The organism is Burkholderia sp. AU45274 (assembly GCF_030482505.1).
Taxonomy (GTDB): Bacteria; Pseudomonadota; Gammaproteobacteria; order Burkholderiales; family Burkholderiaceae; genus Burkholderia.
Genome location: NZ_JAUJQE010000006.1, coordinates 201,205 through 217,334, shown reverse-complemented (window position 1 = coordinate 217,334; position 16,130 = coordinate 201,205). Strand labels below are relative to the sequence as shown.

Annotated in this window: 20 protein-coding genes and 1 tRNA gene; 1 reads left to right on the top strand and 20 read right to left on the bottom strand. The window is 55.7% G+C overall.

Annotated features, from left to right (window positions below):
- Positions 1-5: 5 nt before the first annotated feature.
- From QZM35_RS23050 to QZM35_RS23015, 8 genes are all read right to left on the bottom strand, one after another.
- The gene (locus tag QZM35_RS23050) at positions 6-584 is read right to left on the bottom strand and encodes a hypothetical protein (RefSeq protein ID WP_301776851.1); all 579 of its coding nucleotides are present in this window, start codon (positions 582-584) and stop codon (positions 6-8) included.
- A complete protein-coding gene (locus tag QZM35_RS23045; RefSeq protein ID WP_301776850.1) occupies positions 584-1,048 on the bottom strand; it encodes a DUF4054 domain-containing protein in 465 nt (154 codons plus the stop codon). The genes QZM35_RS23050 and QZM35_RS23045 overlap by 1 nt, the downstream gene beginning before the upstream one ends.
- Positions 1,045-1,533 carry a hypothetical protein gene (locus QZM35_RS23040; protein WP_301776849.1) on the bottom strand — a complete coding sequence of 163 codons (489 nt, stop codon included), beginning with the start codon at positions 1,531-1,533 and terminating at the stop codon, positions 1,045-1,047. Before QZM35_RS23040 ends, QZM35_RS23045 begins: the two co-directional genes overlap by 4 nt.
- 104 nt (positions 1,534-1,637) lie before the next feature.
- Positions 1,638-2,738, bottom strand: coding sequence for a hypothetical protein (locus tag QZM35_RS23035; RefSeq protein ID WP_301776848.1), 1,101 nt, complete (start codon positions 2,736-2,738; stop codon positions 1,638-1,640).
- A 66-nt stretch (positions 2,739-2,804) separates the two neighbouring features.
- Positions 2,805-3,722, bottom strand: a complete 918-nt coding sequence (locus QZM35_RS23030) for a hypothetical protein (RefSeq protein ID WP_301776847.1) — start codon at positions 3,720-3,722, stop codon at positions 2,805-2,807.
- Between the two features lie 27 nt (positions 3,723-3,749).
- A complete protein-coding gene (locus QZM35_RS23025; protein WP_301776846.1) occupies positions 3,750-5,699 on the bottom strand; it encodes a DUF2213 domain-containing protein in 1,950 nt (649 codons plus the stop codon).
- Positions 5,700-5,707: 8 nt separating this feature from the next.
- Positions 5,708-6,166: a hypothetical protein gene (locus QZM35_RS23020; protein WP_301776845.1), complete on the bottom strand. Its 459-nt coding sequence runs from the start codon at positions 6,164-6,166 to the stop codon at positions 5,708-5,710.
- Between the two features lies 1 nt (position 6,167).
- On the bottom strand, positions 6,168-7,004 hold the full coding sequence (locus QZM35_RS23015) for a phage minor head protein (protein ID WP_301776844.1): 837 nt from the start codon (positions 7,002-7,004) through the stop codon (positions 6,168-6,170).
- Here QZM35_RS23015 and QZM35_RS23010 point away from each other — a divergent pair.
- A complete protein-coding gene (locus tag QZM35_RS23010) occupies positions 7,003-7,251 on the top strand; it encodes a hypothetical protein (protein ID WP_174958560.1) in 249 nt (82 codons plus the stop codon). The two genes, QZM35_RS23015 and QZM35_RS23010, sit on opposite strands and share 2 nt — an antisense overlap.
- Here QZM35_RS23010 and QZM35_RS23005 read toward each other — a convergent pair.
- From QZM35_RS23005 to QZM35_RS22950, 12 genes are all read right to left on the bottom strand, one after another.
- Positions 7,248-8,819 (bottom strand): DUF1073 domain-containing protein, encoded by a 1,572-nt coding sequence (locus QZM35_RS23005; RefSeq protein WP_301776843.1) that lies wholly within the window; start codon positions 8,817-8,819, stop codon positions 7,248-7,250. The genes QZM35_RS23010 and QZM35_RS23005 overlap by 4 nt on opposite strands.
- On the bottom strand, positions 8,816-10,396 hold the full coding sequence (gene terL, locus QZM35_RS23000) for a phage terminase large subunit (protein WP_301776842.1): 1,581 nt from the start codon (positions 10,394-10,396) through the stop codon (positions 8,816-8,818). Before terL ends, QZM35_RS23005 begins: the two co-directional genes overlap by 4 nt.
- Positions 10,338-10,844: a DUF2280 domain-containing protein gene (locus tag QZM35_RS22995; protein WP_301776841.1), complete on the bottom strand. Its 507-nt coding sequence runs from the start codon at positions 10,842-10,844 to the stop codon at positions 10,338-10,340. The genes terL and QZM35_RS22995 overlap by 59 nt, the downstream gene beginning before the upstream one ends.
- Positions 10,845-10,874: 30 nt before the next feature.
- Positions 10,875-11,537 carry a putative metallopeptidase gene (locus QZM35_RS22990; protein ID WP_301776840.1) on the bottom strand — a complete coding sequence of 221 codons (663 nt, stop codon included), beginning with the start codon at positions 11,535-11,537 and terminating at the stop codon, positions 10,875-10,877.
- A gap of 194 nt (positions 11,538-11,731) precedes the next feature.
- Entirely contained in the window at positions 11,732-11,902 is a 171-nt protein-coding gene (locus QZM35_RS22985) for a hypothetical protein (RefSeq protein WP_301776839.1), read from the bottom strand.
- A gap of 1 nt (position 11,903) precedes the next feature.
- Positions 11,904-12,224 carry a hypothetical protein gene (locus QZM35_RS22980; RefSeq protein WP_301776838.1) on the bottom strand — a complete coding sequence of 107 codons (321 nt, stop codon included), beginning with the start codon at positions 12,222-12,224 and terminating at the stop codon, positions 11,904-11,906.
- Entirely contained in the window at positions 12,221-13,396 is a 1,176-nt protein-coding gene (locus QZM35_RS22975; RefSeq protein WP_301776837.1) for a hypothetical protein, read from the bottom strand. The genes QZM35_RS22980 and QZM35_RS22975 overlap by 4 nt, the downstream gene beginning before the upstream one ends.
- Before the next feature lie 13 nt (positions 13,397-13,409).
- A complete protein-coding gene (locus QZM35_RS22970; RefSeq protein WP_174958577.1) occupies positions 13,410-13,628 on the bottom strand; it encodes a hypothetical protein in 219 nt (72 codons plus the stop codon).
- 19 nt (positions 13,629-13,647) lie between these two features.
- A tRNA-Gly gene (locus tag QZM35_RS22965) sits at positions 13,648-13,723 on the bottom strand.
- A gap of 761 nt (positions 13,724-14,484) precedes the next feature.
- On the bottom strand, positions 14,485-14,775 hold the full coding sequence (locus tag QZM35_RS22960) for a hypothetical protein (protein WP_301776836.1): 291 nt from the start codon (positions 14,773-14,775) through the stop codon (positions 14,485-14,487).
- 279 nt (positions 14,776-15,054) lie between these two features.
- A complete protein-coding gene (locus tag QZM35_RS22955) occupies positions 15,055-15,231 on the bottom strand; it encodes a hypothetical protein (protein WP_301776835.1) in 177 nt (58 codons plus the stop codon).
- A gap of 415 nt (positions 15,232-15,646) precedes the next feature.
- Entirely contained in the window at positions 15,647-16,099 is a 453-nt protein-coding gene (locus QZM35_RS22950; protein ID WP_301776834.1) for a hypothetical protein, read from the bottom strand.
- Between the last annotated feature and the right edge of the window lie 31 nt (positions 16,100-16,130).

Sequence of the window (16,130 nt, the reverse complement as noted above, 5' to 3'; positions counted from 1 at the left end):
TCTTCCTATTCATTCACTTCGAAATCGACGCTATTAAGCATGGTGCTTTTGTCGATCAGGGGTTTGTCAAAGCCTTTCTTCCGTACAGTAGATTTCGCGTTTGGCGGATCGTTGAATTCTCGGATTGAGGCTTGCAATTGTTCGCCGACATGCTTTCCTAATCGACCCAGTGCGAGAGCAGAGTCGTAATCGGCATCTTTAATGATCTTTCCTAGATCAGCACCCCATTCACCTTTGTGATCCTGGATCATACCGCGAAAGAAAGGGCGGCCGGGAATGGTGACGGTATAAGAATCGACGTGATGCAGGGTCTGGAAGTTAGCTTCCGACTCCTTCACGAACCGACCATTCTTCGCGAACTCACCAGTTTTTTTCACCTGCCGATTCACGGCGACTTCATGTTCCGGGACGATAATCGTGCCGCCATACTCGTTCGTGGCAGCTACCTGAGCGACATGCATCCCATCGGGATAGGTTGCATCTTCAAGAAATCCAACTCGGACTGTATTAGCTTTGCCGGCCTTCTCTGCAATTTCTCGAAGTTTTGCCGCGAGCTTGTCACCGCCCTTGAAGTTGACGCCCATCAAAATCTCCGGAACCGAAAATTGAACGGATTCACGATCGGAACGGGCCCGCGAACATACAACATTGACCGATACTTAGTCGTGGCCTGCCAGTAAGCTGCGCCATATTTCGTCTGCGCGAACCAGGCGGCCGATCCGGGCACCTGAAAATCGGTCTGCACAGAAACGCTGCCTTGTGTTGCATTGCTAATCCGACCGACGAGAGGCGAGGACGGTTGGCCATTCAACGGTGCGTTGAGCGCAGCGATATGGGCCGTCACCATATTCAGCAATAGCTCGCGCTCACCTCCTGGGCTGGTATCGGTGATCAGGCTAGTGGGCGTGTTATCGCAATACAGCTGAGCTTCATTGAAGTACAACTGTGCGGTTTGCGACGTGACCGATGCGGCAAGTTCCGGATACCTTGCACTCCAGTCAGCATATGAGAAGGTGACGACGCCACCTGAAGTGCAAGGAGTGCTCATGACGGGCGATTCATACGTTCCGATTCCTGCACGCCGCGCGGCAGATTCTTCGGATCAAGACGTTCGATGTTGGATTTGACTTCAGCCATATCCGTCGCCTTCGAGGTGACGCTTCGTGCTTCGGTATGCGCGAAAATCATCTCGTTTTTAATGTAGTCCGAATTTTTGTTCTGTTCGTACCACTCATCCCAAAATGCCTTGGGCACGTCATGGGTAATCGCAAATCCACCTACGATCTGTTGGTGCGGCCCTTGATTCTGCGCCCAAGAATTGCCTTGGATGACGATTGGCTTTACCGTGAGACGTTCTTGATATTGTTTGAACGTCCGATATCCCCCACCCATCACCGGCTCACTCATTTCGTTGAGGTCATAAAGCTTCAGGATGATGTCGAAGGGAGCTTTGCTCGCAACGGTTACGGTTGCATTCGAGGTAGATGCCTCGTTGTTCTTCTTCAAATGAAGCGTGGATTCTTGCGTTGCCATGTGACCGCCTATCAAAAATGACCGAAAGAAAAAGGCCCGCGCATCAAACCGGTACGGTCAGGCCGGCCGAGAGTGCGACTCCTGATGCGCGGGGTACTGCTCGGTTAGATGCCGATCGTCGATTCGATGGCAAACGGCTGGCGAAGGATGAAACCATTCACGCCTTGGCTCAGCTTTTGCTTATACGACGACAGATCGCGAATGACCGGGCCAGCGCGCAGCTTGGAGTTAAAGCTGCAATAGCCAGACTTCTGGCCGCCAGCATCCGGGCAATAGATCTGCATCATTTCGCCCAGCGCATTGCCTTGCGGGTTTTGCGCTGTGAGCGCGCCATACTGAATGGCGGTCTTGATTTCCATGTTCGGGAAGTTCTTCTTCAGCAGATCCGACACGTTCACGTTGAACGAGTTGGTTGCAGTAAGAGCACCTTCACGAGCAGGCGACAGCGCGAGCACGAGTTTCGACTTGGTGTTGATGCGGCCGGCCGATTGGTTGATCAGCTGGATCACGCCAGCTTGGATATCTGCGAAGATTTCGTTCGCCGTTGCAGCGACGATCGAGCCGTTCATCCAGGCCGTGCCGCCCCATGCTTTAGGTGCAGGCGTAAGAGCTGCCGGAAGCGACGGATCGGTGAGGGCGCCATAGTTGGCAAGACCAGCAATGCCGCGGAAGTATGCGAGATTCTGGAACTTGTTCAGACCGTCGATTGCAGCTTCTTTCTGCTCTGCGACAAAGCCGATCTTTGCGAGGCCGGCGCGCTCGATTTCGAGCTCGCCGTATTCGCACACCGTCTGATACAGATACGGTTGACGTTCCGGAAAGTTCGTGTTGATGCCAGCACGACCGTTGTTGTTGTAGTCGCCGTAGCTCGAAACTTCATACGTGCGTTCCACAACCGGGAAGATCAGCGCAGTGCTGGTGAAGTCGCCTTTCTGTTCTTCACCGAAGATTTCCGCAGCCTCATTCGGTGCGGTCAGGATGCGAAGGACATCCGGGTCGGTGAAGTACGTGATGTAAGCGGGAATGCCCGAGTTCGGCACCGTGACGAGCGCAGGTTGCGCATCCATCGCGAGGCTAAGATCGCGCTTCCATTCCGGACGGCAAAATACTTGCGCCTCCGGGAAATCGATCCCCCAAACGCGGCGATGATAGTCCATCGCTGCACGCTGTTCTTGGAGGGCCATGTCATACGGCTGTTTGGCCATGGTAGTAAATTCCTTGTGCAATAAAAAAGGCTCCCGAAGGAGCCTTGATGCGAACGATTGATAGGGTTAGGCGCTTACTACCGGCCACGTGGTGATCTTGACGAGTTCGCCGGGAGCGCCCGACGAAGCAGCCAACCAGTTCGGCAGGAGGGTGCCAGATGCGACCGTGATCGTTTCCGACGAGATCGTCTGACCGATGCTCACGACATAAGTACCGTTACCGCCGGTGCCCGTACCGAATGCGATAATCGAATTACCGGCGGTAATACCAGTGCCCGAGATTGCATCGCCAAGTGCGAGCGCGCCAGACGAAACTGCGGTCACGGTCATCAGGCCATACGAGCCCGTGATCGTGGTGCTGGCAACCGTTTGTGCTGCCCCACTGACCTGATACGTACCGACGCCGCCGGCCGTGCCGGTAAGTTGCGACAGGATTTGCGTGCCCGATGCAATACCGGTGCCGCTGATCGTTTCGCCGACGTTCATCTGACCGGTTGTTACTGCGGTCACGGTAAGCGTGGTGCCCGAGATCGAACCCGTCATGACGTCCGTCGCGATCGAGCCGGTCACCGAGGCGCCCGTCCAGTTCGAGCCGAATTGCACTGCACCGGTCGAGTTGTTGACGTAGATCGATTGGCCCTTCGAAGACGTCGATGCACCCGCGTTCTTCGCCCAGAAACCGCCAGCGCTGAACAGCGTCATCGCATAGCCAGCCGGCAGAAGAAGCGTGTCATCCGCCAGGAATGCGGTGATGATGCCTTGCTGGTTTCGATGAACGAAGCCATCCGGCACGCCCGAACCATAGTTGTTCACGGTGCGGCCGTCGGCCGGATTGACCCAGGCGAACGAGCCGACTGCTACGCCGTTCGGGCCGGCGACGAGTGCGCCTTGACCGGCATTGACCGTCGCGCGCGGGTTGGAATCGCAGAAGTCACCGAGTACCGCCGGTGCCGCCTGCACATTGACTTGAGTGGGAAAACCCATGAATTGCTCCTGAATGTGGGGATGGCGTTAGCGGGCGATGCGATCAGCGCCGGGGAACGCTTCGAGGAATTCGCTCGAAACCGAGCTGTCTTGTGCGACGCGCGGCTTCGGCGTCTCTTTCGGTTGAGCCAGAAGGATCGCGCGATAGGCGCTCGGATGGACATCTTTGATATCGACTTTGAGGATGTCGAGTGCCGCCTTATAGACGTTCTCTGCGCTATCCTGAGCAACCAATTTGCCGACGTACGGCTTCACTTCTTCTTCGGCTGCTTGAATGCCGCGCAGACGTGCAATAGTGGCTTGCTCGGCATCCCGACGAGCTGCATCAGTGGCCAGCTTGATAGCCTTGTCCATCGCGCCCTTCGAAACCATGTCTTTCTTTTCTCCTGCCGGATTGGCATTCGCAGCGCCCGGCGTCTGCTCGGGCGTGTCCATGCCAGCCGGTTTTTCAGGCTTTTCCGGATCTTCCGGAGTGTCGACGGCCGCAGGAGCTGCACCAGGAGCCGACAGCATGGCTTGAACTTGTGCGAGGTCTTCGTCGCTGATCTTGCCGCGGAGCATCGCGAGGATTTCTTCGCATTTCGGATCTACATCGTCCATGCCAACATCATCGTTGTCCGGATTTTCGCCATCGAGTTTGTCGAGCAGTTCGACAACATCGGCGAGATCCGCGTCCTTAGCCAGATGCGGCTTGATTGCAGCAACGATACCCGGCTTTTTGGTGAGCCAGTTCTTGCGCTTCACGCCAGCCAATACTGCATCCAGATCAAGCGCCGCGTCTGCCGCCAGTTTCGGCTTCAGGACAGCCAGCAGCGCACCTTTTGCCATGACGGCTTTCTTGCTGAGCTTGCTCACTATTTTTGCTCCATGAGGGTTGAGCGAGATGTCGCCGACCATAACATCGGGCCCGGCGCGGCCCCGCGGCACCAGGGCCACATGATTGAATTTGATGTTGCGCATCACGCCGTCATATGCGACACCTTCGTAGGTGCCAGGCGTCATGTCTGCGTCGTAGTAATACGCGCTTGAGAGTTCTTGCTGGGTTTCGTTCTCGACGTTTCGAATTGAGTCCTGCACCGAGATAACCATCGAGTTATCGATGTACGGTGCGTTCCAAACCGCGTCTGTGCCGGTATAGCCGACTACGTTCTTTTGCTTGGGATCGATCGGACTGACCGGAACGTGCTCGTTGAGCACGGGAATCAGGTTTGCTGTTGCGACTGCCTTTTCAAGCTCCTGCGGATCGCGCAATAGCATGTAGATGCGGCCGGGCTCAAGCCCAAGCTTGTCAGCATCCGGGATCTCATCGCCACGGTACGGACAGACATTCGCCTTTGTGATGTGAGTCAGCTTGACGTGCAGGCGACCATCATGGTCATAGCTGCGAACGCTGCCCTTGTCGAATGCAAGTCGATCGCGCGACGACAGGGCGGATTCCATTGCCTTGTCCATCGCCATATCCTGCGCCGGCATCTTGCCCAGCGCCATATTCACGACATCACGCACACCTGGATGAAGGGGCTCGGGTGGATTGTCGAGAGAGGCCCACTTATAGGCGGTGTGCTCAGACTTATCGATCTTTGGCGTGAATTTATGCCGAATGAATTGTCGGTAGGTGATGAAGTCGACTTCAGAGCCGCTATCGTCTTTGCTCGACGTATCAGCGATCTTTGAGAGTTCGCCGTATGGATATGCGCCAATTTCCTCCGCGCATTCCCGCTTCGCTGTCTCTTCGGGCGTTTCGTTATCGTCAGCCCGACCGCCTGGCAGATCCCACTCATTCGGATGGTTTGCATCAGGTGCGCGCAATAGAAACAGGACTTCATCCTCTGGCGTTACGAGCATGATGCCGGCGCCCTTGATCTTTTGATCTTGCGCGACGAATTCTTTGCCTACCTTTTTCGGAATGCCGAGCGTGCTTTTACCGCTTGCCGCAGCATACATCGCACGACGTTGTTTCTCGCTAACCGCTGGCATGATCTCTCTCACCCGACATAGCTACACAGTCCGTATCGCACGAAGACGCGAATCGAACCCGCTATCAATGCAGTCCCCAGATTGACGGAAAGCGTGCTATTTGCGGATTTGTTGTTCCAGATGAACGGCCCGGGATTGACTTCCCGAATGATCGTCGGAATGGTTGGCGCAGCTGCGCTGGAGGGGATATAGACCCGAAATGAAGCCACCGTCCCGAAAGAAGAGTCGACGAAGTTAATCGTCTCCATTCCTGCGCTACCAAGCGTGGCGGTCGGGTCGCATTGAAACCCGAACTCGGTCATGTAATAACCCGGAGCGCCAGTGATCATCAACTGAGCAGCCGTCCCCGTTCCAGAATTCAACGTTACGGCAGCGTATTGATTCCCCACTGAAGCCGGGATGACTAAGCCGCCAGAAGCAACCCAACTATCAACTACTTGCGGCAGTCCTGTGGTGAGTGAGGTCATGTCAGTCGTTTAAGCCTGGGATGATTGATTTGCTCGTACAGCGGCAGTTGATCGCCTGACCCGGAAGCACCCATTCGCCATCCAGATACATGCCTTTGTTGATGTCGAATCTTTTGCCGTTCGCAGCAACGTGCGAGGGGCGCGGCTCTTTGCCGGCATGGCTGTGCATCCAGATCGCCTCGGTGATGCCTAGCTCGTTCTGGCGCGTGCGGTTGATGACCGCGGTCATTTTGTTGGATTGATCGCGTGCGATCAGGGAGGCGCGACGTTTCGTGACGTCGTAGCGCTCGGTCAATTCTTTGGTTAGCGTCGCCAGATCACGCCCGTTTTGCATCGAGCGCATGACGATGCCTTCGACCTGTGTGAGATGCTCGGAGGCGATGCTTTTGATCAGGCCAACGTTCTCTCCGATCGCAGCCTGCATGGCGTTGTTCACATCGGCCGTTGTACGGAACTGGACGGTAAAGCCAGCCTTTTTGAGAACCTCACGCAACTGGAGATCGGTCGCGCCGGCGGCTCGATCAACGAAATACTTCGCCAGATCCTCGGCGCCTTTGTCGAACGCCTTCAGCCAGCGACGAGACATGCGGTGCATGGCCCGGCGCATTGCATTGGCAGGGCTGCCGTCTCGGAACGATTCCCACCCAGCATCCTGCGCCAGGGACGGCGGCGGATTTGCTCTATACTGAGCCTGGATGAAGTAAATAAGGGAGCGATGCATCATTTCGATCCATCGCTGAAGCTGCTTGTTGTAAGCCGCCTCTACGCCCGCATTAGTCCTGACCGGCTGGAGCGTGATGTCCCTGCCGTTCGGAGAAACGAGTTTAGGAGAGGGCATGAAGCAGGAAATCCCTGTCGATTACGTGGGTTACGACCACGAAGAAGCGCAACGCGTAGTGGTGTATGTCGGGCCGAACGACGAATATTCGGCGCGATTCAACCTGTCGGATTTGCTTGATATCGAACTAGATATGTTCGAATTGAAAAACGGGCTTACCGACAGCGCTGGTAAGCCACGATTTGATGCAATGGAGCTGGAACTAACCGAGATGGTTCGTCGGATTCGGGCGATCAGATACGGCTAGAAAGCTTCCTCCTCTTCGCTTTCTTCTTGCTGCCCACTCAGTTTCTCGGCATGCCGCAATGGTCCGGTATCCGGTTCTGGCACCTCCGGCAGCGGCGCATTGATGTCCAGCCCGTGATACGGCGATTCCTCGTCTCCGGCGATGCGCGTGCGTGAGTCATCCGGCATGATCACACCAGCACCAATCGCGGTAGCATCCGTTTCCATGTCGAGCTTGCGGATCATCGCTCGCTGTTCCTCGCTCATCGTCCGCATCGGCACCCACTCGAACCCGATTTCCGGATCGATCTCGCCGAATTTAGAAAGCTGGACGATATTTAGCACCTTCGAGACGAACGGCGTATAGATTTCCTGATTCGCCGATACCGTATCCTGGAAGACCTCGATCTCGCCTTCAGACGTGGCGTTTAGGCCGCTAGGCGTGATACCCGTCAGGTAGACCAGCGGAAGACCAGTAGGGGCGCACATCTGCTCCTGAGATTGGGCTTGGAGCTTGTCCAACCCACCGAGCGGCGCGGAGATGTTGTCGAATTCTTCTTTTTCTTTGTCGATGGCATTGACGCCGTGATTATCCCGGCCAAGATTGAACAACTGCATGCGGTTGTAGAAGTTTTCCGCACCGCCTTTGTTCAAAAGCTGGCTCATATCCGTCTTCAGCGTCCAGACCGTGAAGGCATGGATAAGGTCAGAGACGGATTGACGCGTACGAAGCCAGTTTTCCACATACGGCTTGACCATCTGCGACAGCGACAGGCCGGCGAATGCGTAGGCGGGCTTCAGTATGTCCGGCACCTTGCGCGAAACGATGGTCATCAGGCGGCTAGAGTGAATCTCCTTGCCCATGACGAACCATGTCGTCGGCTTATAGAACGTCGGATCTAGCGGGTCGTTCGCGTTGTATCGGTTCGGGTATGACCAGATAGGCTCGATGACCGTAAGGCGCTTGATGGAATTCAGCCCGACCTTCGCCGACGATTCCGTAAGCTCCGTCTTCAGTTCGTCCGGATCAACTTGATCCGACTCCATGCCCATATCGATGAAGATCTGCGAGCGTCCGAACAGACCGTCTTGCTGGATGGCCTCACGGAACACTGCTTGGACATTCAGGCGCCGAAACTCGGCTTCGATCTCTTTGATCTTGTCGGCCTTCTTCTCGTCGCCGGTCGCCTTGATCTTGATCCACTTGCGCGTCATTTCGCGCGCATAGACCTCGGCAGGACGCCGGAACTCAGGGATCTGCGCCCATTGGGCCAAGATCGTGAAGCCCGGAAATGCATACCCCTCTTCGAATGCCGCATTGATATTGCCAAGGGTGCCGAAGGCATCGACTTCATTGAAGCCCGCATCCATTGCGAGCTTCTTACCCGTAGTGCCAGTCGGCAGCACGCCTTTGGGCGGCTCGTATGGCTTGAAATGCTCGGGCTTGAGCGGATTTTTGGTGGCCGGCTTGGCGCGCATCGCCAGCAAGTGATCGACCGTGACACGGAACGACTCCGCAGCCTTCGCCGACACGTGGGCGGGCGCTTGGCGCGTCGCCATCAGTGCTTTTTTGCGTTGTCTGCGGGTCATCGTGAGCGGCCCATGCGGGCGAATTGCTTGAGGGTTTCTGAGGTAACTACGATCGGCTTCGATCCCATCAGCATGTCGGTAATGGCATCAACCATCGGATCGATCTGGTCATCGTGCGCATGCGTATCGTCGGCAGTGAAGGAATCGCACTCGGTGATGAAGTCATTCACCCATGGTGCTTCCGCTGGAATACAGACATTCCCAACATCAATATGGCTTACGATGTCCATCACACGAGTGAGTTTGTCCTTCGTGCGCTCGATACCCTCAACCGGAATGCCGCCACCTTCAGCCAAGTCTTGAATCAGGCCGGTTCCGCTTGCCTTGTCCTCGACCTTCATTTGTCGCAGCTTAGGTGAATCAGGATCATCAATCCCGACTTCTTTATGTTTATTCCAAAAATCAACGGCTCGTCGTTTCAACTCAGGAGCTGACCACTTGCCGCGGATCTGATCTATCAGATAGACGCGATTGTCTTTGCCCAACCCCCAGCACTGAAACACGCTGTAATCATTACGCTCGGCAGTTTTCTGCGCCGTGTCGGCAAATATCTTGCGATATTGCAGGCTGGGCAAAGCACCGTAGCGCACAAACTTGCCGCTCTGGATGATTCCGCCGCCAAGCGGAGTGGGGCGCTGCATGTACTGCCCAGAGAAGACGTAGCGATCAGCCTTCTCCATCGCCAGCATGTCAGCCAGCGGCTCTTTGTATGGCCAATAGCTGAAGCGGCCGTCTTCGTCTCGCTCCGAGCTATCGACCATCGCCCGAATATGATCTGGCAACGCCTCGACATACTCATCGGTGATCAATGCGGGAATCTCGATGAATTCCCAGTCGCCAGGCAGCTTGCCCGATTTGATGAAGCCGGTCGGATCTTCCTCAGCGAGCCGCTGCATGATCACAATGATCGGCGTATCCGGATTAGCCTTTCGGCTCTTCACAGTCGAAAGCAGCTTCCGGTTTGCCTTGTCGCGGTTGGTCTTACTATAGGCATCTTCAACCTTCAACGGATCATCAATGATGATCGCGCCTTGCCAGCCTTCCGCCATGTGGCCGGCACGGAAGCCCGTGATCTGGCCTCCCAAGGAGGTTGCGTAAACTCCTCCGGCCTTCTTGCCGTTGTCCTCGACATTCCATCGCTTCTTGGAATCGGCGTCAGTCGCGATCTTGCGCGGCCAGAGTTGCTGATACTCTTCGGAGCGCACAACCTCGCGCGCCGTTTCGGAGTTTAAGACCGCCAAATCATCCGAATACGAAATGTGCAAGAAGCGCGCGCGAGCATTCAGCGCCAAGCCGCGGGCGATGAAGTTGATCACCACTTCCTCAGTTTTCGACGATCCGGGCGAAACGTTGAAAACAACGTTTTTGATCTCGCCACGAATAACCTTTTCAAGAATATCCGCGATATAGACGTGGTGCCAGTTGACGCGAAAATCTATGCCTTGGCGGATCTTGAAGAAGTGCTTTGTGAACTCTAGGTGATCAGCCTCAAGCTTGATTCTCAGACGCCTGAGCTTCTCAGCCTTGATCTGGGCCAGACTTGGCAGAGAGGCGTTCAAGGACTTCAAGTTCTTCATCGGTCAAATCGGATAGATCGACCGGAGCCTTTTGCGACTTTATTGGCCCTCCGTCCTTCCCTGTATGTTCAAGACGGTGTCGGTTGGTGTAAGCGTCGCCGGTCTCTTTGGCTACCTGTTCCAGAAGTTGCGCCACCATTCCGACGTTGCCCTGCGCCTCGCACTTGTCGATCATGCGTTGCAGGGTACGGAGTCGCACAGCGCGATGGGACACGCCGATCAGGCTCGTGTCCTCCAGAAATGTCTTGCGGGTCTCTTCAAAGATCGCCCGATACTTGTCGCTCAGCCGCTGGCCAGCGCGCTTGTTCGGGTCATATGCTTCGCATTGCTGTGGGGCAACATCAAGCCCGAATTCGGCTTTGATTTCCTTGGCTACCTGCGAAGGGGTATCGAAACATGCGAGCGCTTGTACGATACGGAGTTTGACATTTTCGGCAAGCGCAGCCATTTCTTACAATCCTTCAAAGCCACATCAAAGTTATGCGGCCCTCAATAAACAAGTCCCGCACATGCGGGCAATGTCGACGTTTGTGATCTCAGGAGCGTGATTCGCGGCTTTTACCATCTTGGCAATGCTGCTATCAGATGAACCGACGCCATACCTTCGAACCACACCGATGAACTCCTCAACATCATGAGACTGAATACCGATCTTCGGTTGACCGTCCTTGGTGAAGGCTGGCGCGCCAAACTCATCCGGCTTATGCGCAAGGTGGTAAAGCTCGTGTTCTATCAGCGCGCAGAACTCGGCGTCGGAGCATTCGCGGCAGTAGTTCGCATCGAGAGTGATGAGGTACGCGGGCACTCGCCCGAACCATTCCGTCATCTGTTGTTCCTGTCGACCCTTTTGCCACGCGCCGCAGCGAAACGTGACTTCTTCGCATTGCCCAATCACCCGGCGCATCTGCCGTTTGTTCTCGGTTGCCGCCCATAGGAACGCTATATCGGCGAAACGTAAATGCTCATGGTCTTCGTTGTGCAGCGGGGAGCCAAGGCGTAGGAAGGTGTCCGTCACCCAGTCGTGAACGCCATCGGCCGGCACAAAATGCTTCGTCCAATTGCTCGCCTCAAACAACAAATCCGGGGGCATCGGCCTCAGCGGCGAAATGGCCGCGATCTTTTCTGGCTTTACGCGAGCCATTCATTTCTCTCGGGGGCGCAAGCGATGAGTAGATTTCACTCACACCCAGAATAAGTGCCGGTTTCCCGGCGTGCAGCGTTGCGCTGCGTGCGCCCCGTGACGCCTGAGCAGGCGGAGCGGCGTAGTTGGTAGCCCGCAGGCATCAAGATTGATCCTAACGGGCGAATTTGTAGCTTGTGGGCGTCAGCAAACGTTCATTTGGCCTGAAATGACTGTACGTATTCGGGACGAACCGTGATTTCATCGCCGTCTCGCTTGATCGTGATGAATTCCGGCTTGCCGGTAGTCATCCATGATTGGAGTTGACGCTCGGCTTCGGGGTTTGAAAGCAGATCTCGCAGACGGTCTGAAAAGGCGACTTTCATGTCAACAAATAACCGATGACTGCCCAGTTGCATCGAGACAATATGGCACCAAGTGCGGCCATTTATTCGGATCAAACGGACTAGCTTCTCTAGCTTTCTTAGTCATCTCGTCATATGCCTTGCGGAGTTCATCGATCCTTTTCTCCGCATCATCTGCGTCGATATTGATCTTGACCTCAAATTCGCTAATGACTGGCGTCACCTTCTTGAACACGAGGTCAAGATGCTCTTTGATCGCCTTCCATTGCGCCGGATTGGGAGTTTGACCTTGGGTTAATTCGATGAAGCCGTTTAGCCAATATGCGAAGTTCTCAGGCGTCATGCTGCCTCCAGAAGGGCGATATCCGCGCGATGGCGCTCGATTTCACCGAAATCCTTATGATGGACGATGCATTGCATGTCACGACCAGCCCGGTATCCGTGGCCAGCCGCGAATGAGTCCTGTGCGGCGAGTGTGCGAAACGATTCACATGTCACCCCCGGCAACTCCGTCACTGTTTTAGAGTGAATATGGCCCGTATACCAGTATCGGAACTTCGTTTGCCCCCAATCTTCTGGGCGATCACATGCCATAACGCCGCCCAGCTTTTCATGTTTGGTCGTGTCGCCGTGCGTGGAGCCGATCAGTACCTTGCCGAAGCGGAAATACCAATGTTTCGCCGGCCCGATATCCACTTCGACGCGCGGTTCATTCGAGAAATATGCAGCCAGCGTGAAAATCAGCGCCCAGATAGCCTGTGGGTCATGATTGCCAGGGACGGCCTTCAGAATTACGCGCTTATGTTTTTCTAAGGCTCGCAAGATCGCGTGTCGATACGTCTCTATGCCAATCTGAAGCACCTTCACATAACGCGAATCGACATCAAGTTGGTGCCGATGTGCAGGAGTCTGGTTGGTCTGGTCGTTCTGGTGATATACATCGCCGAGAAGCAAAAGGATTGCCGTCTCTGCGGCAGGCGCGCTGGCAACCAATCGATCAACGGCGCCAAACGTCAACTTGCGTCCGATTTCCAGATCAAACGCATCTCCACATTCCTTCGCCCAAACGTAAAGTCCCACGTGCGGGTCGCCAAACGGGTAGACGGCCAACAAGTCGGACATCACGCGCTCTGGCGCGGCTGTAAGCGGTGCCATACCTTCGATGCTATTGGACAGCGCCTCAACTGTCTGGCGGGCGATTTCTTCGGCGCGATCATGATCGACAGTCGATTTCACCCATTGGCCGCGAACCTTGCCCTCATCGTCGTAATACGTCGAAACGCCCTTGACGCGGAACCCATCCGGCACGACATGCGTCATATCATGGCTCGGCGACCAACCCATCTTCGCGGCGCGCTTCTTAAGCGCCTGAATGGCCCGGTTCGCGTTGCTCTTATGGATGCCCAGCTCAACTGCGGCAGCAGACCCGCTTCCGCATCGATCAATAGCATCCAGGATCTGGATATCGCGTGCCGTCGCGAATTCTCGCAACTTCGGATCGTAGGTGCGTGCCATGCGAACTCCAAGGTTACGAGTTAAGTTTCGCGGCCCACTCTCCGCAGAATTCTTCGAGACCGATCAGCGGGAAAGCGCTGAAATGGCCGCCATCTTGCATATCGAGCACGATCTTAGGCGGATACCGGCGGCACTCCTGGTAGTCGTGCTTGGCAAAGCGATGCCGACAGGATTCGCATGTCTGCACACGGTCCTCGACGATTGGGATCGTCTTTGCCTTGCGCGTTGCCATGGGGATTCCTGCGTATGATTGGAGCGAACTGTCGGGCTCGAACCGACGACCGAGTGATTGGAAATCACCGACTCTACCAACTGAGCTAAGTCCGCAAAGAAGGCTACCGCTCTCAACCCGCATGGCGCAGTGGCCCGCAATCGCGGCGCGCGGTTGACTCTGCATCACCTTCACAACTGCGCTCCAGACGGGGCATGTCCCGCAGGCTTGGCAAGTAGCCATCCCGCCGATTCCGCTTGCCACGGTATAGGGCGGGTAGGAGCGCATGTGTGAAGCGCCTCGTCCCCGTACAGATACGAGAGAGGCGATTTGCTGCGATTTCGTGACTTCTGTTCCCGAAGGGGAACGGGCTTTGCACCCGTATTGCCGGCTTGCGTACCGGAGCTTTCCACGTAGAAGATGACACCCGGACTAGGCTTTCGCTCGACACCGGATCTTTACGCATTCCACCCTCTAGACTACGCACGCCATCGATGAGGCCCCATGTTGCATGGCAGGGCTCGCAAGCGCAGTCTGGAGGGCCGGCAAGCGAACAGGAAGGGACACCGCCCATGCTCCTGCCGCCATCCGGCTTGGTAATTGACGAGAGCGGCCGGCGCCAGTACCCGGCAGGCAGAAAGGCCGCATTGCGACAATTCGCTCTCACAACGTGGCCCAGTTCCCCGCCGAGGATCAATCGACTTCGCCGACCGAGCACGTGCGCACGATCCGATCGAAGACCACGTTGTGAGAGCGCCGCGTTTCGTGCGGCAGACGGGATGCTCAAGTTCAGCTAGACGCTCCATCCTGTGCGGCTAGGGTTCGGGCAACTTACAGCTGCCCGTGCTCGTTGCGCGTTACGGATCACGCGTCCGCCTCAGACCTGGAGGATCTTTTCCATATTGCGATCGCGCGCGATATGTTCTTTCAGGCGTTCGACAATTCCCTCAAGGCGATCAACGACGAAACCTTTGCTCGGCCTGCAATCGCCATCCATAGAGTCAGTGGCTCCATACGAATCCGAGATTCGAGACAAACGATCATGCAATTCGCTCTGAACGTCGGCAGCCTCACCAAGCAACAGGCCGATTTCACGAAGCAAACGCGGAACAATGCGCTCTTCATCTTCGCAATTTGCGGGCATGCATCCTTTTTCACTGTCGCGCATCGATATCTCCCTGTAGAAGCACCAAATTGATGCGCGTGACGGGTTCGCGCGCTGGCCCTATCTTTGCCAGCCGGTTTCTTCCTGCGATGTCGGAATTATCCGAGATGGCAGGGTACTTCGTTCATTGTGGCGAGGATATCGGAACTATTCCGACCACGCCTCCACCGCGCTATCAAGAAATCGTGACCAAAGCCAAGCCGCCCGAGCGGCTTCGTTCAGCCAAAGCGAAATAAGCTGATTCATGTTCACTTTTCCCGCCTGTACATAAACCGTGAACGCTCAATGTTTGGTGAACAGCGTCCGCGCCGCGATCTCGGGCGGAATCCCGCTTGCATACAGCGTCAGCAGCCGATCAACCTCGGTATCCGCCCAGCGATATGGCAGTTCGATCATCCCGGATGCGTTCGCATAGATCGCACACTCCAGCGCCCAGTTACTTACGGCTTCTGTGTTCACGGCGCAGCATCCCTTTTGCAATCACGAAGCAGCAGAACACAACCAGCATCGCGATCCCGATTAATACCTTGCTGGATGGATGCATGGTGCCTCCGCTAATCTTGCTCAGGCTTGTCAAATAGCGCTTCTGCGGCTTTCCGGGCGTCGCTCCATGTCTCCGCCTCGCTGCGATCCATTCGGACGCGCTTGGCGGCTTCTCGGCGCTCTCGCGATTGCTTCGCCTCAAGGATCGCGAGGGGGTCGCGATACATGTGGGAAGGTAGGGCAGTGGAGCGCATGGCGAGCGAAAAAACAAAAAGCCCGCAGGCACATGGCTTTGCGGGCTGGCTCCCTTGGGTTTCCGGTAGAGACACCGCACCCTCCAAATGGATGCTAGTCTCGGTTTCCCGGTAACGCCGCAAGGGCAATCAGTAATCTATGCAACAGCATAGAATAGTTTTTCCGGGTTTACAAGGGGTCTGTTGAAATATTTTTCAGATTCTCCGTCCCGCTTTATTTCGTCCAATACTTTCAGAATTATTACTTTGGACTTTGAGAGCCGGACATCCCAATGCTGCGCCACGGAAGGGGATGCGGAATATTTCCGCACCAGGATTCGGCAAACCAACTCGGGCGAATAGCGGAAAACATAATGGTGTTGGAGCAAACGCTTTGCAAGCGGATCGCGGATCAATTGCCATGCTTGCTCGACCATCCATCCGTCCGAGACATCATTCCTCGGCATTGCATCAGAGTCAGCACGTGACTCCGCATCACGAAGGGCTACCGCTGTCCGAGCCCACGACGCACAGAACTGAGGGCGCGTTTTCGGGTCACGTACAACAAAGCCCCAGTTATCCAAACGTTGCTCAATATCCTTGATTTCCACTGCGCTCTCCGCGACATAGCGTGAGCCCCGA